Genomic DNA, 17,820 nt, shown 5'->3' on the forward strand with positions numbered 1-17,820 from the left:
TGACTGGCCGCTTAGGCAAGGGTCCCCTTGGTTGAGGGAACGCGGCCGGCCTGGCGCGGGTCGATTTCGGTTGCGGTGCGAAGCACGCGGGCGACGGACTTGAAGCAGGTCTCGGCGATATGATGGTTGTTGGCGCCGTACATGTTCTGAATATGCAGCGTAATCCCGGCGTGCTGGGCGAGCGCCTGGAAGAATTCGCGCACGAGTTCCGTGTCGAAGGTGCCGATCTTCGGCGAGGTAAAGGTCACGTTCCAGACGAGGAACGGCCGGCCGGAAACGTCGACCGCCGCGCGCGTCATCGTCTCGTCCATGGCGAGGTCGAGCGAGGCGTAGCGGGTGATGCCGCGCCGGTCTCCGAGCGCCTTGGCAATGGCCTGGCCGATGGCGATGCCGGTATCTTCGACCGTATGGTGGTCGTCGACATGCAGGTCGCCATCCGTCTTGATCTCCATGTCGATGAGGGAATGGCGGGCGAGCTGGTCCAGCATATGGTCGAAGAAGCCGACGCCGGTCGAAATCTTGGCGATTCCGGTGCCGTCGACGTTGACCGATACGGATACCGCGGTTTCGTTGGTCTTTCGCGAAACCTGTGCGGTGCGGCTGGACGTGGCTTCTGCCATCGGGCTCTCCTGTATGCGCCAGTGCGATGAGGAAAGTCCGTGCGGTCTCCTCGTCTCGCGCTCGCTTGCGATCTGGCCGCTCCTTATCAGGCAAATGCCCAAATATCCAGAACTTGAGCGCTCGATTCGAGTCATCCGACACCGGGCCCCGAATGAGGATTGTGCCTGCGGGCAGTTGCCATTTGCAAATGTGTCTGCCGTACTTACATAGGCCTCAAGCAACCAGGCTCGTGTCACGAGCCGCAACGCCCCCAAGTAAACGCCCTAAGTATCAGGGGCTGACAGGTATCTTCATGAGTGAACACAATCCCTACGGAACGATGCATGCGACGACCATCATCACGGTACGCAAGGATGGCAAGGTGGTGATGGCCGGTGACGGCCAGGTGAGCCTCGGCCAGACCGTGATGAAGGGCAATGCCCGCAAGGTGCGGCGCCTCTCCAAGGGCGACGTCATTGCCGGCTTTGCCGGCGCGACCGCCGATGCCTTCACGCTTCTGGAAAGGCTCGAGGCCAAACTTGAGCAATATCCGGACCAGCTCATGCGCGCGGCCGTCGAGCTTGCCAAGGACTGGCGCACCAACAAGTATCTGCGCAACCTCGAAGCGATGATGCTGGTTGCCGACAGGTCGATAACGTTGGCGATCACCGGCAACGGTGACGTTCTCGAACCCGAGCATGGCACGATCGCCATCGGTTCCGGCGGCAACTACGCCTTGGCTGCGGCGCGCGCCCTGATGGACAGCGACAAGTCGGCCGAGGACATCGCCCGGCGGGCGCTGCAGATCGCCGGTGACATCTGCGTCTATACCAACCACAATATCGTGGTGGAGACGCTGGATGCCGAATGACCGGCCGCATGTCAGCTTCGTGCCGGTGGCCGATGGTCACCTCTCGATGCTGCATGCCTGGCTGAGCGAACCGCATGTGCGGCAATGGTGGGGCGACCCGGACAAGGAAGTGGAGCTGATCCGCGAAGGCTGTGCGACCGGAGAAGTGGAAGGCTTCATCTTCCACCTGGCCGACAAGCCGGCCGGTTACATCCAGTCCTGGACCCCCTCGCAATATGACGAGGAGCCCTGGGCAAGGGATCTGCCGGCTGATGTGCCCGGCGTCGACATCTTCATTGGCCCGCCGGAGATGACGGGCAGGGGCGTCGCGTCGCTCGTCCTGAAAGCCTTCGCCGGAAGGCTCTTTGCCGCTGGCGCTTCGCGAATCGTGATCGACCCCGATGCAGGCAACCGCAGAGCCGTCAGTGCCTACACCAAGGCCGGCTTCGTGCCCTACGCAGAATGGATAGATGCGTCCGGTCGCACGCTCCTGATGGAGCTGACACGGACCGAGTTTGAGAGGACTAGATGAGTACGTTTTCACCCAGAGAGATCGTGTCCGAGCTCGATCGCTACATCATCGGCCAGAAGGATGCCAAGCGCGCCGTGGCCATCGCGCTTCGCAACCGCTGGCGCCGCCAGCAGCTCGGCGACGAACTGCGCGACGAGGTGATGCCGAAGAACATCCTGATGATCGGCCCGACCGGCGTCGGCAAGACCGAGATTTCAAGGCGCCTGGCCAAACTCGCCGGCGCGCCCTTCGTCAAGGTCGAGGCGACCAAGTTCACCGAGGTCGGCTATGTCGGTCGCGACGTCGAGCAGATCGTGCGTGACCTCGTCGAGGTCGGCATCGGTCTCGTGCGCGAGAAGCGCCGCGCCGAAGTCAAGGCCAAGGCCCATCAGAACGCCGAAGAGCGCGTGCTCGACGCGCTGGTCGGCGCAACCGCGTCGCCGGCGACGCGCGATTCCTTCCGCAAGAAGCTGCGCGCCAACGAGCTCGACGACAAGGAGATCGAGGTCGACCTCGCCGACACCGGTACGCCTGGCGGTTTCGAAATCCCGGGCATGCCGGGCGCCAATATCGGCGTGCTGAATCTCTCGGAAATGTTCGGCAAGGCACTCGGCGGGCGCACGAAAAAGGTCAAGACGACGGTCAAGGCATCCTATGACCTGCTGATCAATGACGAATCCGACAAGTTGCTCGACAATGAGCAGATCCAGCGCGAGGCAGTGAAGGCGGTCGAAGACGATGGCATCGTCTTCCTGGACGAGATCGATAAGATCGCCTCGCGGGAAGGCGGCATGGGGGCGGGCGTGTCACGCGAAGGCGTGCAACGGGACTTGCTGCCGCTCGTCGAAGGCACGACGGTTGCGACGAAGTACGGGCCGGTCAAGACCGACCACATCCTCTTCATCGCCTCCGGCGCCTTCCACGTGGCCAAGCCCTCGGATCTCCTGCCGGAATTGCAGGGCCGCCTGCCGATCCGCGTCGAGCTTCGTGCACTGACCAAGGAAGACTTCCGCCGCATCCTGACGGAAACGGAAGCCAGCCTCATCCGCCAGTACAAGGCGCTCCTGGACACGGAAGAGGTCAAGCTAGACTTCACCGACGACGCGATCGACGCGCTCGCCGACGTGGCCGTGCAGTTGAACGCCACAGTCGAGAACATCGGCGCCCGCCGATTGCAGACGGTGATGGAGCGCGTGCTGGACGAGATTTCGTTCAATGCGCCCGATCGCGGCGGCCAGGAAGTGACGATCGACGCCGAGTATGTGCGCAAGCATGTCGGCGATCTCGCCGCCAACACCGATCTGTCGCGCTACATCCTGTGACATTTCGGTCGAAGGCGCGGGCAAACGCCCGCAACCCTGAATATGCAGGCGCCTGTCTCTCGACAGGCGCCTGCATATTTTCTAACACGGACGCGGGAATTGATCGTGGTCCGGGCATTTTTCCGACATGATCTTGGCGTAGGAGCCGCGCCGCCGACCGAGGCCGCCTCCACCATTCACAGGAAGAAGAGATCGTGCGTTTTGCCGCCTGCATGCTCGCTATTGCCACGTTTTGCCTGACCGCAAGCCAGTCAATCGCGGCGACCGCCGTTCCGCCGGGCAACCGCAACGTCGAGCAGCCCGGTATTCCCGGCGCTTCCGTGCGCCGCACCAAGGCCGGCCGCACCTCCTTCGACGCCAAGTTCGAGAAAGTCCGCGATCTCTTGGCGACCGACAAGCAGCTGATCAGCAAGATCAAGTCCGTCTCGCGCGCCTATGGCATCGCGCCGATCCACATGGTTGGCGCCATCGTCGGCGAGCACACCTATAATGTCGATGCCTATGACCGGCTGCAGTCCTATTACGTCAAGGCGGCCGCTTACGCCGGCAACAGCTTCCAGTTCGGCTATGACGGCGAAACGGTCGCGGAATTCGTAACCCGCCCGCAATTTGCCGAATGCGGCGCCAAGAAGGGCGCCTATGCGCTCTGGAGCTGCCGCGAGCGCGTCTGGGACAATGACTTCCGCGGCAAGTCGGTCGGCGCCAAATCCTTCCCGAACAACCGCTTCAGCGCCGTTTTCTTCCAGCCGTTCTTCGCCGGCCAGACCTTCGGGCTCGGCCAGATCAACCCGCTGACGGCGCTGATGCTGACCGACATGGTCGCGAAGACCTCTGGCTACGACCGTCTCGACGAGAACAATGCCGCCGGCGTCTATGAGGCGATCATGGATCCGGACGTCTCGCTCGCCTATATGGCGGCCTCGATCCGCCATTCGATCGACGCCTACAAGTCGATCGCCGGCCTCGATATTTCCGACAATCCCGGCATCACCGCGACGCTCTACAATGTTGGTGATCCTGACGGCCGCGCTGCGGCCCTCGCCGCCAAGATCCAGAGCGGCCAGGCGCAATGGCCAGAGGAAAACTATTACGGCTGGCTCGTCAACGACAAGCTTGCGGAGCTCGAAAAGCTGCTGTGATTCACGTGAAGCACTTTCCTTGATTGCGCCGTAAAAACCTGAAATCATTGGCGCAATCGAGAAAGGCAATCACCATGGACATGCGTCCGGAGCCCTTCGAACCGCCGGCTCCCGTTCCTCGAGTGGGCATCCCTTCCTATCTGAAGATCATCAGGACAGTCCTACGCAATCCACTCGAACTGTGGGGCGAGCCGTCCTACACCTTGCCCTGGATCGAGACGAAGTTCGTCACCCAGCGCACGCTGATCGTCAACGATCCCGGCCTCATCCGCCACATCCTCGTCGACAATGTCGGCAACTACGAGATGTCGAAGGTTCGCCGGCTGATCCTGAGACCCATCCTGCGCGATGGCCTGTTGACGGCCGAGGGTGAGGTCTGGAAGCGTTCGCGCAAGGCCATGGCGCCGGTGTTTACGCCGCGCCATGCCAAGGGCTTCGCCGGCCAGATGTTGCGCAGATCCGAGGATTTCGCTGAGCGTTACGCCGGCGCCAAGGCGGCCCCGTTCATGACCAACATCGCCAATGACATGACGGAGCTCACTTTCGACATCCTCGCCGAGACGCTGTTCTCGGGGGAGGTCGCCGTCGAGCGGGACGGGTTTGTCCAGAGCGTCGAGGAACTCCTGCACCGTATGGGGCGCGTCGATCCGATGGATATCCTGCTGGCGCCGGAATGGGTGCCACGCCCGACGCGGATCGGCGGCAAGCGGGTGATGAACCGCTTCCGCTCGATCGTATCCGAGACCATGGCGCTTCGGCGCCGCAAGATGGTGGAGGACCCCGAAGGCACGCCGAAGGATTTTCTGACCCTGCTTCTGGAGATCGAGGGCAGCCAGGGCCTTTCGACCTCCGAGATCGAGGACAATATCCTGACCTTCATCGGCGCCGGGCACGAGACGACCGCCCGCGCGCTCGCTTGGACGCTCTATTGCATCGCCAACACGCCCGCCTATCGCGAGACGATGGAGGCCGAAATCGATGCCGCGATCGCGAGCGGGGCCGAGCCGGTCGAATGGCTCGGCCTGATGCCGCATGTGCTTGCCGCCTTCGAGGAGGCGATGCGACTCTATCCGCCGGCGCCGTCGATCAACCGCGCTGCGATCGAGGAAGACGAGTGGACCTCTCCGACAGGCGAGCGGGTGCGCATACGCAAGGGCATCGCGGTGCTGATCATGCCCTGGACCTTGCACCGCCACGTGCTCTACTGGGACAAGCCCCGCGCCTTCATGCCCGAGCGTTTCCTGCCGGAAAACCGTGAGAAGCTTCATCGTTACCAATATCTGCCCTTCGGCGCCGGCCCGCGCGTCTGCATCGGCGCCACCTTCGCCCTGCAGGAGGCAGTGATCGCGCTCGCAGTGCTGATGCACCGCTATCGCTTCGACCCGACCGAGGAGACGAAACCCTGGCCGGTGCAGCGGCTCACTACTCAACCGCGGGGCGGGTTGCCGATGAGGGTGTCGGCTCGCTGAAGGTCTTGCCCGGGATCGGCGACTGGACCGAGCGCACCGGCGAATCGGCCGGTTTCGGTTGCTGCAGTTGTTTCGACGGCTTCTTGATCGTCTTGATCTGGGCGCAGGTGGCGTCGCCGACATTGTCGCACGGCTTGTAGACGACGATCTCGCTTCCAGCGCCATCATCCCAGACCGCCTGGATCGTCAGCGACTTTGCGGTGTCCGCCGGCAACGAGATATAGACATACTCCGCCGTCTCGTCGGCCGGCAGGTTGAAGGGGATCTGCGGATTGCACTTCGCCAGCGGGAAACGCCGGTCGAGCGCGTCCGAATTGATCGAATAGCGGATTTCCGATAGCCGGCAATGCATCGTCTGCAATGCGGTGAAATAGATAAGCTGCCGGTCATCATAGTTGCGGAACTGCACGCACCCGGTCTGCTTGTTGGCGTCGAGCATCGCCTTGTAGATCGCGACGTCGGGAAGTTGCGGCTTGTATTCTTCTTCCTCCGCGTCTTGCGCCTGGGCGAGGTTCAGCGGAAGCCAGATGAAGGCGACCGACAGGAGCCGGACGAGAACAGACGGACGGCGGCTTTCGAACATGGTGTCCCGATCTTTTGATCCGTGTCGCCCAGTTGATCATCGATGTCCGCGGCACGATGGTTTTCTCTTGAAATATGTCATATCACCGCATCGATCCCCATTGAACCCGGGGCCTTGCGCCCCGCGCGAATTCCGGACTGCGCCAATTGACCTCTCATTTTCTTCTCGGCATCGACACCGGCGGCACCTATACCGACGCCGCTCTCTTCTCGGAAACGCAAGGGGTCGTCGCCAAGGCCAAGGCATTGACGACGCGCCATGACCTCGCGGTCGGTATTTCCGGCGCGGTCGAGGCGGTACTCGATCAGGCGAAAGTGCCGGTTTCGGCGATCAGCATGGTCTCGCTGTCGACGACTCTTGCCACCAATGCGCTCGTCGAAGGGCAGGGCGGTCGCGCCGGCTTGGTGATGATCGGCTTCGGCCCTGACGATCTGAAGCGCGACGGTTTGCTGGAGGCGCTCGGCTCCGATCCGGTGATCTTCCTGCCCGGAGGGCACAATGTGCACGGCGGCGAAACCCCGCTCGACATGAGCGAGCTCGACGCTGCCCTGCCGGTGCTCGCGGGACAGGTTTCTTCCTTCGCCATTGCCGGCTATTTCGCCGTCCGGAATCCGGATCACGAAAAGCGCGTCCGCGACCGTATTCGCGAAGTCTCGCATCTGCCGGTAACCTGCAGCCATGAACTGTCCTCGAAGCTCGGGGGCCCGCGCCGCGCCTTAACGACGCTGCTCAATGCCCGGCTGGTGTCGATGATCGACCGGCTAATCGGCTCCTGCGAAGGTTTCCTGAAGGCGCGCGGCATCGACGTGCCAATGATGGTGGTGCGCGGTGACGGCGCCCTGATCTCGGCGGAAGAAGCGCGCCTGCGCCCGATCGAGACGATCCTTTCCGGCCCGGCGGCGAGCCTCGTCGGCGCAAGGCACCTGACCGGCCTCGACAACGCCGTGGTTTCCGATATCGGCGGCACGACGACCGACGTCGCGGTTCTCGAAGGCGGTCGGCCTCGGCTTGACGCCGAAGGCGCCGTCGTCGGCGGCTTCCGCACCATGGTCGAGGCGGTGGCGATGCGAACCTATGGCCTCGGCGGCGATTCGGAAGTGCGCATCAACGACCGCGGCCTGAAGGCGAAGATCGACCTCGGCCCGCGCCGGCTGATGCCGCTCAGCCTGGCGGCCGCCCTGCATGGCGATGCTGTCATCTCGGTGCTCGAAAAACAGATGCGCGCCCAGCACAGCGGGCGCCACAATGGCCGATTTGCAGTCCGCACCGGTCTGCCGGACTATCTCGCGAGCGGCCTGCAGCCGCAGGAGCAGGCACTTTACGAGCGAATCGGCGCCGTACCCGTTGCGCTGGAGACGCTGCTGGTTTCGACCCCGCAGAAGGCAACGCTCGATCGCCTGGTGGGGCGTGGCCTCGTCCATATCTGTGGTCTTACGCCGTCGGACGCCATGCATGTGCTTGGCAGGCAATCGCAATGGAACCTCGAGGCGGCGGAGCTTGGCATTCAGCTTGCGGCGCGCACCCGCGACGGCTCCGGCCAACCGATCGCGTCCTCGCCGGAAGCGATGGCGCAGATGATCGTCGACCGCCTGACGCGGCAATCCTCCGAAGTCATCCTGCAGGCCTGCCTTGGCGAAGATGGCGCCGGTGCCATCGATCCCGCCGTCTCGCAGGCCGTCGACCGCGCGCTCACCCGCACGCCGGGCATCGTGCGCTTCTCGCTCGGTCTCGACCGTCCGCTCGTCGGCCTCGGTGCTTCGGCGCCGGTCTATTACCCTGATATCGCTAAGATGCTCGGGACGGAAGCCGCCATTCCCGAGGAGGCCGGCGTCGCCAATGCCGTTGGTGCCGTGGTCGGCCAGGTCAGCGCTACGGTCACGGTCTTTGTGACGATGCCGGAGGAAGGCATCTTCGTCGTCAACGGCGCCGGGACCAGCGAACGCTTTATCGATCAGGAACAGGCCTTCGATGTCGCCCGTCGGCGGGCCGAGGCGGTGGCGCTGGAAACGGCGCGCACCAATGGAGCGGACGATCCCGCATCGCTGCTGCGCGAGGAAATCGACGCACCGGAAGTCGAGGGCAGCCGCAAGCTGATCGAGGCCCGGTTCATTGCGTCCGCCAGCGGCCGACCCCGCATCGCCCACGGCTGATCTTTTCCATTCCGGAAACAATTCTTCGCATCCTTGCAGAATTGACAGGGAATGAATTGGTGAGAAACTGCCGCCGTTTCACGCGCGCATTGCGTATGGGCTGGTCCGCGATCGGCTTCAGGCGCAAGATCAACACATGTCGGGGCGTTCATCGCATCCCTTGGGAGCGGTAGCGCTCCTCTCGTCTATTTCAAGGAGCTGGCAGATGGACCGCATTGAGAAGTTTGGGTTGAAGATAGATGCGGGTCTCCATCGCTTTCTGGTGGAAGAGGCGATGCCGGGCACCGGCATCGATGCCGAGCACTTCTTCGAGCAGTTCTCCGCCCTCGTGCACGACCTGGCGCCGACGAACCGGGCGCTGCTCGCCAAGCGCGACGATCTCCAGGCCAAGCTCGATGCCTGGTACAAGCAGAACGGCGCACCCAGCGACATCGAAACCTATCAGGCCTTCCTTCGAGATATCGGCTATCTGCTGCCGGAAGGCGGCGATTTCAGCGTTTCGACCGCCAATGTCGATCCGGAGATCGCGACGATCGCCGGCCCGCAGCTCGTCGTTCCCGTCATGAACGCGCGCTATGCGCTCAATGCCGCCAATGCGCGCTGGGGCTCGCTCTATGATGCGCTTTACGGCACGGACGCGATTTCGGACGCCGATGGCGCGGAAAAGGGCCGCGGCTACAATCCCAAGCGCGGCGCCAAGGTCATCGCCTGGGCGCGCGATTTCCTCGATGCCAGCGCACCGCTGGCAAAGGGAAACTGGGCCGACGTCAGCTCGCTCAAGGTTGCGGGCGGCGCGCTGACGATCGGGCTCAAGGACGGCTCGAACACGGTGCTGCGCAATGCGGCACAGTTCGCGGGTCATTCCGGTTCGGAAGGCGCGCGGTCGGAGATCGTTCTCCGGCACAACAATCTGCATGCGATCGTCGTTATCGACACCTCCACGCCGATCGGAAAGGAGGATCCGGCCGGCATCTCCGATGTCATTCTCGAATCGGCGATCACCACGATCATGGACTGCGAAGACTCGATCGCCGCCGTTGACGCCGAAGACAAGGTCGTCGTCTACCGCAATTGGCTCGGCCTCATGAAGGGCGACCTCGAGGAGGAAGTTGCCAAGGGCGGCAAGACCTTCATCCGCCGCCTCAACGCCGACCGCACCTATGAGGCAGCAAGCGGCGGTACGCTGTCGCTCCCCGGCCGCTCGCTGATGCTGGTCCGCAATGTCGGCCACCTCATGACGAATCCGGCTATCCTTGATCGTGACGGCAAGGAAGTACCCGAGGGCATCATGGATGCCATGGTCACGGCCCTGATCGCCCTGCATGATATCGGTCAGGACGGCCGGGGCATGAACTCCCGCGAAGGGTCCATGTATGTCGTCAAGCCGAAGATGCATGGGCCGGAAGAAGTCGCCTTCGCCTGCGAGATCTTCGCGCGCGTCGAAAAAGCGCTCGGCATGCCCGCCAACACCATGAAGATGGGCATCATGGACGAGGAGCGCCGCACGACGGTCAACCTCAAGGAATGCATCCGCGCCGCCCGTGAGCGCGTCGTCTTCATCAATACCGGCTTCCTCGACCGCACCGGCGACGAGATCCACACCTCGATGGAAGCAGGCCCGATGATCCGCAAGGGCGACATGAAGCAGGCCGCCTGGATCGCGGCTTACGAAAACTGGAACGTCGATATCGGCCTGGAATGCGGCCTCTCCGGCCATGCCCAGATCGGCAAGGGCATGTGGGCCATGCCTGACCTGATGGCGGCGATGCTCGAGCAGAAGATCGCCCACCCGAGGGCCGGCGCCAATACCGCCTGGGTTCCGTCGCCGACCGCCGCGACACTGCACGCGACCCACTACCACCGCGTCAATGTCGCCGAAGTTCAGGCAGGCCTGAAGAACCGGAGCCGCGCCAAGCTCTCCGACATCCTGTCGGTGCCGGTCGCGACCCGGCCGAACTGGACGCCGGAGGAAATCCAGCGCGAACTCGACAACAACGCTCAAGGCATCCTCGGTTATGTCGTGCGCTGGGTCGACCAGGGCGTCGGCTGCTCGAAGGTTCCCGACATCAACAATGTCGGCCTGATGGAAGACCGCGCGACGTTACGTATTTCCGCCCAGCACATGGCCAACTGGCTGCATCATGGCGTCGTCACCGAGGGCCAGGTCGTCGATACGATGAAGCGCATGGCCGCCGTCGTCGATGGTCAGAATGCCGACGACCCGCAATATGTGGCGATGGCTGGCAACTTCGACGGCTCGATCGCCTTCCAGGCGGCGCTCGACCTCGTTCTCAAGGGGCGCGAGCAGCCGAACGGCTACACCGAACCGGTCCTGCATCGCCGCCGGCTGGAGCTGAAGGCGCGCAACGCCGCCTGATTGGCCGCTGACGTCTCAATATCGATGCAGAGCCGTGTGTTCGTCCGGACGCACGGCTCTGTTTTTTCATGCGCGGTCCCGGCTTAGATATACGCCTCGTCTAGTCGTCTCCGCCCGACGAGGTCTAAAATTCGGCCCAGCCGTCTGTGGCGAGCGCGGCGTTGCCCTGTGTCGCGTAGGCGGCTGGCCGCCGCGTTGCCTGGGCAACGGGCCGAGCCTGATCGCGGATTGCGGCTGGAGCGGCTACCGGGGTAGGGGGCCTCGATCCGGCCTTTGCCTGCGTCTCGCCGGTGAGGATGAAGCGTCCGATCAGGTTGCGCAGATTGGTGCCCTCCTGCGCCAGGGTGGCGGAGGCGGCATTGGCTTCCTCGACCATCGCCGCGTTCCGCTGCGTCACCTGATCCATCTGGTTGACGGCAGTGTTGACCTCGCTCAAGCCCACAGATTGTTCCCGGGCGGACGTGGCAATCGCGGCCATATGTTCGTTGATGGTGATCACATGCGCCTCGATCGTCTGGAGCGCCTCGCCGGTGTCGCGCACCAGACGCACGCCGTTTTCGACCTCCTGGCTCGATGTGCGGATGAGATCCTTGATTTCCTTAGCGGCCTTGGCCGAGCGTTGGGCGAGTTCGCGCACTTCCTGGGCAACAACGGCAAAGCCCTTGCCCGCTTCGCCGGCCCGCGCCGCTTCGACGCCGGCGTTCAGCGCCAAGAGGTTCGTCTGGAAGGCGATCTCGTCGATCACGCCTATGATGCTGGAGATCTGGCTCGACGATTCTTCGATCCGCCGCATCGCCTCGACGGCATTGGCGACAACGACGGCGGACTGGGCCGCGCTGGTCTTCGCTTCGCCGGCGACATCGCGCGCCTCCTCCGTCCGTCTGGAGGAGTTGCTGACATTGGCGGTGATCTCGTCGAGTGCCGCAGCCGTCTCTTCGAGCGACGCGGCCTGCTGTTCGGTCCGTTTGGATAGATCGTCGGCACTTTGGCTGATCTCACGCGTACCCATGCCGATGTTCCCGGCGCTGTCGGCGACAGCCAGCAACGCGTCGTTCAACTGTTCGGCTGCCTTGTTGAGGTCATGCCGCAACTGCTCGAATTCGGCGGCGAAAGGCTCATGCAGCCGGACGGCGAGATCGCCATTGGCAAGCCGCTGCAGCCCGCCGGCGAGACCGGCGGTCGCTTGCGTCAGCCGCTGCTGCGCGTCCTGTTCCGCCTGTCTTTGTACGCGAATGCGCTCGGCTTCGCTGGTGCGGCGAGTCTCTTCCGCCTCCGCCTGTAGCCGCAGATTCGATCGCGCGGCCTCGCGGAAGGACTGGATGGCGCGGGCCATGTCGGCGATTTCGTCCTTGCCGTTCACCGGCTCGTCGGCATCTTCGACGTGGCCGTCGATCAGCCGGCGCATGGCGGCGATCTGGCGGCCGAGCGGTCCGACGACGCCGCGCAGCACGACAAGGAAGGTGCCGGCGGCAAGCGCCATGACGAGAACGATGATGGCAATGTTGAGCGTCTGCACCGTCTCGAACTCGCGATGCTTGGCTTCAAAGGCCGTGCCGGAAAGTTCGACCTGCAGGTCCGAGATCTCGGAGATCGTCGCCGTCAACGGATCGATCGTCGCGTAGAGCTTGTCGCGCACGAACGTGTCGAGTGCCTTCTGGTCCTTGCTGGACAGAATTTGGGTGAGCGCCGTGATCGAATCCATTGCAACGACCATCTGGTTCCGGGCGTTGTCGACGAGTCTCCGTTCCTCGTCGGTCATCGAAGTCGCCGCATAGGCATCCCAGTTGGTCTTGATCGTCTCCCGTGCGGCATTGACCGAGGCAAGCCCGCTCTCCATCGATTCGTTGCCGTTGCGAACCTTATGGGCGGCGTCGACGATCGAGACTGCAAAGGCGTCGGAAGTCGCCTTGAGGTTCTTTAGCGGCACGATGCGATCGGCATAGACCGCATCCATCATGTCGCTGGTTTTCAACAGCGTGCTCTGGCTGTAAGTGGCGATGCCGATGGCAATGGATGATAGAAGCGCAATCGCGCCGATAAGCTTGGTCTTGATCAGCATGCCAGTCCCCCCGAGCGGAATTTCTTGGGCACACTGTTTCTTTTGTTTAGATAACGCTTACTTAATAAGCGGCTGAATTTAAGTCGAAATAGAACTTTTTCGCGTCACATTGGTCGGTTTTCGCGACCCTGATTTGAGGGTGTTTTCGAACAGCAACTGTGCGTGGCTGGCAAGCTGCGTTGCAGTATCGTAACGCCGGCAAATGGTGGTTGAGTGTCGACGCAAAAAAGCCGCCGACGGGTGTCGGCGGCTTCGGATGCGCTGGTGTGATTCGGTTACTGCTGGACGACGACCCGGGCGTTCTTGCCGGGGCGAACGCGCGAATAAAGATCGATGATGTCCTGGTTGATCAGGCGGATGCAGCCCGACGATGCGGCGGTGCCGATCGAGGACCATTCCGGCGTGCCGTGCAGACGGAACAGCGTATCCTTGCCTTCGTCGTTGAAGAGGTAGAGCGCGCGGGCGCCGAGCGGGTTCTTGAGGCCGGGACCCATGCCTTCCTCGACATATTTCGCGACTTCCGGCTTGCGCTCGGCCATTTCCTTCGGCGGATGCCACATCGGCCATTCCTGCTTCCAGGCGATGTAGGCTTCGCCTTCCCATGCAAAGCCGGCCTTGCCGACGCCGATGCCGTAGCGCACGGCCTTGCCGCCGGGCAGTACGTAGTACAGGAAGCGATTCGGCGTGTTGACGACGATCGTACCGGGGCGTTCGCTGGTGGTGTAGTCGACGATCTGGCGATGGTAACGGCTGTCGACCTTGTTGATCGGAATGGCCGGCAGCGCATAGCCGTGATCCTCAACTGCGCCATATTCGCCGTTAAAGATCTGATTCGTAGCGATCTTTTCCGCTACGGGAGCAGGTTCGTTGGCAGCAGTCTCGGGCTTGGACGACGTCGTCGAGCAGCCGGCAACGGCCAGTGTCGCCGCGAGGCTGCACATGAGGAAGGCATTGCGGAAGCGCATGGGGGTCTCTTAAAAAGAAGCGAAGTAAAACTGGGTCGCCGCGACCAACAGTGAGACCGGTTATTTTCGATTAGTTTGTGCTATGCAAGAGATTGCGCGGCCACAATTTGGCTAGAAAGTGCAAATTCCATGACGCTTGCTTTTTTGCAACAAAATCGCCGGCTCAAAGGGAGCCCGGACAGATGACAATCCTCTCCATCCATGGCGACAACCCTCTGATTGACGGTCGTCAGTCGAATCGCGCGATGATGGTGCGCCGCGGTGTACAGCGGCTTTTTGCCGAACTGCGCCATTCGGTGCTGCCCGAGTTGACGCTCGCGAGCGGAAGGCGCGCCGATCTGATCTCGCTGTCGGCCAAGGGCGAGATCTGGATTGTCGAGATCAAGACCTCGATCGAGGATTTTCGAATCGACCGCAAATGGCCGGAGTACCGGCAGCATTGCGACCGGCTGTTCTTCGCAACCCATGCCGGGGTGCCGCTGGACATCTTCCCGGAGGAGTGTGGCCTATTGCTTTCCGACGGTTACGACGGACACCTCGTTCGCGAGGCGCCCGAGCACAAGCTGCCGCCGGCCACGCGCAAATCCGTCTTGCAGCTCTTTGCCCGCACGGCGGCGCAACGGCTGATGCTGGCCGAATGGGCGGCCGAGCGCAATGGCGAGCTCGGTGATTCGATCGGCGACATTCTCTCCGGCGGCCGCGACGGTGGCTGATCCCCGAGCAATCCCAGTAGTGCGAAGCGGTTCTCCGCCCCGAATCGGTTGAGGCGCTTTACCTATTTCGGCGCGCGCTTGGCGAGAATGCGCTGCAGCGTGCGGCGATGCATGTTGAGCCGGCGTGCCGTCTCCGAGACGTTGCGCTCGCACATCTCGTAGACGCGCTGGATGTGCTCCCAACGCACCCGGTCGGCCGACATCGGGTTCTCCGGTGGCTCGACGCGCTCGCCCTGGCGCTGAACGAGGGCCGCGAAGATGTCGTCGGCATCGGCCGGTTTGGCGAGATAGTCGACAGCGCCGAGCTTCACGGCGTTTACGGCGGTGGCAATGTTGCCGTAGCCGGTCAGCATGATCATGCGCGTGTCGTCGCGTCGCCCGCGGATCGCTTCGATCACGTCGAGGCCGCTGCCATCGCCGAGCCTCAGGTCGATGACGGCGTATTTCGGCGGGTTGCCCTTGGCCTTGGCGATGCCTTCCGCGACCGATTCGGCAATGTCGACCGAAAAGCCGCGGGCTTCCATGGCGCGGGCCAGGCGCCTGAGGAAGGGCGCGTCGTCGTCGACGAGCAGCAGGGTGCGGTCCGGTCCGATCAGTTCGGCGTCCTGTGCGGGTGTGCTGGGCGAAGCTGTCGATTTGTCAGTCATTCTGGCAATCCTTGAGCGAAAACCTGCGCTTTCGCCGAGATTATAGGTTTCTTCTACAGCACCGCGCGTCTTAGAAGACGCGCAAAGGCCACTGTAGCACTTTGAATTACTGCATAATCTTGGCTCTAAATCGATTCCGATCCAAAATTATGCGGCAGCCTCGTTCAATAAACTGCGAAATGTCATTTCGCCAGTTTCGTATCCATCAGGGCGCGCGGCCATTCGACGCTGACCCGGGCGCCCGGCCTGTCCGGTCCGCCGTTTTCGAAGCGCAGGCGCGCACCCGAACGTTCGAGCAGCGTCTTCGCGATGAAGAGGCCGAGCCCGAGGCCGCCGGCGCTGTCGTCCTTTTGCCGGCGCGTCACATAGGGTTCGCCGATGCGTTGCAGGATATCCGGGGCGAAGCCGTCGCCATCGTCCTCGATCGTCACTTTCACGCGGTCGGCCGTATGCTCCACGGACACCGTCACTTCCTTCTTGGCATAGTCGACCGCGTTTTCGAGCAGGTTGCCGAGCCCGTAGAGAATGCCGGCATTGCGATTGCCGACCGGCTCGGTGGTGCGGTCGCCCTTCTCGATGAGGTTGATGTGGATGCCGAACTCGCGATGCGGCGCCATCACCTCTTCGATCAGCGAGGACAGAGGCAGCAGCCGCATGTGCTCCTCGCTCTCGGAGGAGAGCGTCGTCAGCCTTTTGAGAATATCGCGGCAGCGTTCGCTCTGGCTGCGCAGCAGATGCACGTCCTCGCCGAAACGTGGGTCGTTGCCGAGTTCGCGCTCCATTTCCTTGGCGACGACGCTGATCGTCGCCAGCGGCGTGCCGAGCTCATGTGCCGCCGCCGCCGCAAGCCCGTCGAGCTGCGACAGGTGCTTTTCCCGCTGCAGCACCAGTTCGGTTGCCGTCAGGGCTTCCGAAAGTTCGCTCGCTTCCAGCGAGACGCGGTAGGTATAGAAGGCCGCAAAGGCGGTCATCGAGACGATTGCGAACCAGATGCCGGCGGTCAAAACCCGCGGCATCAGGAGAACCGTGCCGGGATACCAGGGCAGTGGGAAGGGCGAGAAGGCAAGCGCGGTGATCGCGATCACTGCGAGGCCGGCGAGGATGATGCTGTGTGATTTCGGCTGCGATGCCGAGGAGATGATGACGGGAACGCAGAGAAGCGGCGCGAAGGGATTGGTCAGCCCGCCGGTTATGAACAACAGCCCGGTGATCTGCGCGAGGTCGAGGCCCAGCAGCGCGAAGGCGGCCGGGGGCTGCAGCCGATGCGTCGGCGGATAGCGCAGTGTCACATAGGCATTGACCAGTGCGAGGCTCGCGATCAGCACCAGGCAGGAAATCAGCGGCAGCGGAAACTGCAGCCAGAAAGCCGTGATGAGGACGGCGATCGACTGGCCGCCGACGGCAAGCCAGCGCAAGCGAACGAGCGTCTGCAGGCGCAGGCTTCGGTTGCTGGTCTGGTCGTTGTTGTGTTCGAGCGCAACTGTGGTCATTCGTGCCTGCATCCCGGTCGTCGATTGTGCTGTTTCATGTACCACGCGGCTTTGCCCGTGTCGTCGGCGTCGCATTGGCCGGATCTTCGGGCCATGGATGTTTCGGATAGCGTCCGCGCATGTCCGCGCGCACGTCGCGCCAGGAGCCCGCCCAGAAACCGGGCAGGTCGCGCGTTGTCTGGATTGGGCGATGTCCGGGCGAAATCAGTTCGAGCAGCAGCGGCAGGCGGCCGTCGCCGATCGCCGGGTGGGTCTTGAGGCCGAAGAGCTCCTGCACGCGAATCGACAGAAGCGGCTCGTCGCCATCATAGTGGATCGGGTGCCTTTGCCCGGTTGGCGCCTCGAAATGCGTCGGCGCAAGCTTGGCGAGTTCCCGCTGCCGCTCGTGCGGAATGAGGGAGAGCAGGCCGTCCGACAGGTTGGACGCCTTGATGTCGGCGATGGCGGTGACGCCATGCTGGAAGGGCACGAACCAATCGTCGAGGCGGTCGAGCAAGGCCTGATCGGAGACATCCGGCCAGGGCTCGCCGATCGAGCGGTTGAGGAAGCCGATGCGGTCGCGCATCTGCATCGCCTCCTTTGAGAAGGGCAGAACCGCAAGGCCGAGCTGGCGCACGCCATCGGCAAGTGCGCGCGCGGCGGCTTCGCCGGTCGGCCTGGCGAGTGGCGCCTCCTCGAAGATAATCGCGCCGAGCCGCGTCACGCGGCGTGCGCGCACCTGCCGGCTCTGCCGGTCAAAGAAGCTCTGGTCTTCGCGGGTGATCGCCTCGGGCATATGAGCCTCGACCTCGGCACGTGTCAGTTCGGCGGCCGCCAGCACCCGCTGGCCACCGGCGCGGCCGGTCAAGTCGGCGATGACCAGCATCGGCGCGGCCGCCAGCCGTTCCGTCTCCGGGATCTCCGCACCGCGTCCATTCGCCATCACGTATCGGCCGCGTCCGCTGC

At 63.2% G+C, this 17,820-nt stretch carries 15 protein-coding genes (1 of these 15 cut by a window edge); 8 read left to right on the plus strand and 7 right to left on the minus strand.

What is annotated here, in order from left to right; genetic code table 11:
• Positions 1 to 11: 11 nt before the first annotated feature.
• Positions 12 to 620, minus strand: coding sequence for an imidazoleglycerol-phosphate dehydratase HisB (gene hisB / locus BHMPCIPO_RS17785; protein WP_173517997.1), 609 nt, complete (start codon positions 618 to 620; stop codon positions 12 to 14).
• A 293-nt stretch (positions 621 to 913) separates the two neighbouring features.
• Here hisB and hslV point away from each other — a divergent pair, with 293 nt between their 5' ends.
• The 5 genes from hslV (at position 914) to BHMPCIPO_RS17810 (ending at position 5,891) form a co-directional block, all read left to right on the plus strand.
• A complete protein-coding gene (hslV, locus tag BHMPCIPO_RS17790; RefSeq protein WP_173517998.1) occupies positions 914 to 1,471 on the plus strand; it encodes an ATP-dependent protease subunit HslV in 558 nt (185 codons plus the stop codon).
• Complete coding sequence (locus tag BHMPCIPO_RS17795; protein ID WP_173517999.1) at positions 1,461 to 1,982, plus strand: GNAT family N-acetyltransferase; 522 nt, start codon at positions 1,461 to 1,463, stop codon at positions 1,980 to 1,982. The genes hslV and BHMPCIPO_RS17795 overlap by 11 nt, the downstream gene beginning before the upstream one ends.
• On the plus strand, positions 1,979 to 3,283 hold the full coding sequence (gene hslU / locus BHMPCIPO_RS17800) for an ATP-dependent protease ATPase subunit HslU (RefSeq protein ID WP_173518000.1): 1,305 nt from the start codon (positions 1,979 to 1,981) through the stop codon (positions 3,281 to 3,283). The genes BHMPCIPO_RS17795 and hslU overlap by 4 nt, the downstream gene beginning before the upstream one ends.
• A 194-nt stretch (positions 3,284 to 3,477) precedes the next feature.
• Positions 3,478 to 4,422, plus strand: a complete 945-nt coding sequence (locus BHMPCIPO_RS17805; protein WP_173518001.1) for a DUF1402 family protein — start codon at positions 3,478 to 3,480, stop codon at positions 4,420 to 4,422.
• 74 nt (positions 4,423 to 4,496) lie between these two features.
• A complete protein-coding gene (locus tag BHMPCIPO_RS17810) occupies positions 4,497 to 5,891 on the plus strand; it encodes a cytochrome P450 (RefSeq protein WP_173518002.1) in 1,395 nt (464 codons plus the stop codon).
• On the opposite strand, the gene BHMPCIPO_RS17815 is transcribed toward BHMPCIPO_RS17810, so the two are convergent.
• The gene (locus tag BHMPCIPO_RS17815; protein WP_173518003.1) at positions 5,845 to 6,474 is read right to left on the minus strand and encodes a hypothetical protein; all 630 of its coding nucleotides are present in this window, start codon (positions 6,472 to 6,474) and stop codon (positions 5,845 to 5,847) included. The two genes, BHMPCIPO_RS17810 and BHMPCIPO_RS17815, sit on opposite strands and share 47 nt — an antisense overlap.
• Positions 6,475 to 6,620: 146 nt before the next feature.
• Here BHMPCIPO_RS17815 and BHMPCIPO_RS17820 point away from each other — a divergent pair, with 146 nt between their 5' ends.
• Both BHMPCIPO_RS17820 and BHMPCIPO_RS17825 read left to right on the plus strand, forming a co-directional pair.
• The gene (locus BHMPCIPO_RS17820) at positions 6,621 to 8,624 is read left to right on the plus strand and encodes a hydantoinase/oxoprolinase N-terminal domain-containing protein (protein WP_173518004.1); all 2,004 of its coding nucleotides are present in this window, start codon (positions 6,621 to 6,623) and stop codon (positions 8,622 to 8,624) included.
• A 205-nt stretch (positions 8,625 to 8,829) separates the two neighbouring features.
• Positions 8,830 to 11,001: a malate synthase G gene (locus BHMPCIPO_RS17825; protein WP_173518005.1), complete on the plus strand. Its 2,172-nt coding sequence runs from the start codon at positions 8,830 to 8,832 to the stop codon at positions 10,999 to 11,001.
• Between the two features lie 124 nt (positions 11,002 to 11,125).
• Here BHMPCIPO_RS17825 and BHMPCIPO_RS17830 read toward each other — a convergent pair whose 3' ends face one another.
• A complete protein-coding gene (locus BHMPCIPO_RS17830; RefSeq protein ID WP_173518006.1) occupies positions 11,126 to 13,060 on the minus strand; it encodes a HAMP domain-containing methyl-accepting chemotaxis protein in 1,935 nt (644 codons plus the stop codon).
• Positions 13,061 to 13,335: 275 nt separating this feature from the next.
• The gene (locus BHMPCIPO_RS17835) at positions 13,336 to 14,025 is read right to left on the minus strand and encodes a L,D-transpeptidase (RefSeq protein WP_173518007.1); all 690 of its coding nucleotides are present in this window, start codon (positions 14,023 to 14,025) and stop codon (positions 13,336 to 13,338) included.
• A 182-nt stretch (positions 14,026 to 14,207) separates the two neighbouring features.
• Here BHMPCIPO_RS17835 and BHMPCIPO_RS17840 point away from each other — a divergent pair, with 182 nt between their 5' ends.
• Positions 14,208 to 14,738: an MmcB family DNA repair protein gene (locus BHMPCIPO_RS17840; protein ID WP_173518008.1), complete on the plus strand. Its 531-nt coding sequence runs from the start codon at positions 14,208 to 14,210 to the stop codon at positions 14,736 to 14,738.
• Positions 14,739 to 14,800: 62 nt separating this feature from the next.
• On the opposite strand, the gene BHMPCIPO_RS17845 is transcribed toward BHMPCIPO_RS17840, so the two are convergent.
• From BHMPCIPO_RS17845 to hrpB, 3 genes are all read right to left on the minus strand, one after another.
• A complete protein-coding gene (locus BHMPCIPO_RS17845; RefSeq protein ID WP_057252080.1) occupies positions 14,801 to 15,385 on the minus strand; it encodes an ActR/PrrA/RegA family redox response regulator transcription factor in 585 nt (194 codons plus the stop codon).
• Positions 15,386 to 15,567: 182 nt separating this feature from the next.
• Positions 15,568 to 16,875, minus strand: a complete 1,308-nt coding sequence (locus BHMPCIPO_RS17850; protein WP_173518009.1) for an ActS/PrrB/RegB family redox-sensitive histidine kinase — start codon at positions 16,873 to 16,875, stop codon at positions 15,568 to 15,570.
• Positions 16,876 to 16,909: 34 nt separating this feature from the next.
• A protein-coding gene (gene hrpB / locus BHMPCIPO_RS17855; RefSeq protein ID WP_312033035.1) for an ATP-dependent helicase HrpB crosses the window boundary here: on the minus strand, positions 16,910 to 17,820 show its final stretch. It continues 1,549 nt past the right edge of the window; only the last 911 of its 2,460 coding nucleotides appear in the window; the start codon falls outside the window, past its right edge; the stop codon is at positions 16,910 to 16,912.

The sequence above is a fragment of the Ensifer sesbaniae genome (assembly GCF_013283665.1).
GTDB classification, from domain to species: domain Bacteria; phylum Pseudomonadota; class Alphaproteobacteria; order Rhizobiales; family Rhizobiaceae; genus Ensifer; species Ensifer sesbaniae.

Bases quoted from the DNA above. Each gene is read 5' to 3' on its own strand.
- hisB (WP_173517997.1), bottom strand. From the start codon at position 620: ATGGCAGAAGCCACGTCCAGCCGCACCGCACAGGTTTCGCGAAAGACC.
- hslV (WP_173517998.1), top strand. From the start codon at position 914: ATGAGTGAACACAATCCCTACGGAACGATGCATGCGACGACCATCATC.
- BHMPCIPO_RS17795 (WP_173517999.1), top strand. From the start codon at position 1,461: ATGCCGAATGACCGGCCGCATGTCAGCTTCGTGCCGGTGGCCGATGGT.
- hslU (WP_173518000.1), top strand. From the start codon at position 1,979: ATGAGTACGTTTTCACCCAGAGAGATCGTGTCCGAGCTCGATCGCTAC.
- BHMPCIPO_RS17810 (WP_173518002.1), top strand. From the start codon at position 4,497: ATGGACATGCGTCCGGAGCCCTTCGAACCGCCGGCTCCCGTTCCTCGA.
- BHMPCIPO_RS17815 (WP_173518003.1), bottom strand. From the start codon at position 6,474: ATGTTCGAAAGCCGCCGTCCGTCTGTTCTCGTCCGGCTCCTGTCGGTC.
- BHMPCIPO_RS17825 (WP_173518005.1), top strand. From the start codon at position 8,830: ATGGACCGCATTGAGAAGTTTGGGTTGAAGATAGATGCGGGTCTCCAT.
- BHMPCIPO_RS17830 (WP_173518006.1), bottom strand. From the start codon at position 13,060: ATGCTGATCAAGACCAAGCTTATCGGCGCGATTGCGCTTCTATCATCC.
- BHMPCIPO_RS17835 (WP_173518007.1), bottom strand. From the start codon at position 14,025: ATGCGCTTCCGCAATGCCTTCCTCATGTGCAGCCTCGCGGCGACACTG.
- BHMPCIPO_RS17840 (WP_173518008.1), top strand. From the start codon at position 14,208: ATGACAATCCTCTCCATCCATGGCGACAACCCTCTGATTGACGGTCGT.
- BHMPCIPO_RS17845 (WP_057252080.1), bottom strand. From the start codon at position 15,385: ATGACTGACAAATCGACAGCTTCGCCCAGCACACCCGCACAGGACGCC.
- BHMPCIPO_RS17850 (WP_173518009.1), bottom strand. From the start codon at position 16,875: ATGACCACAGTTGCGCTCGAACACAACAACGACCAGACCAGCAACCGA.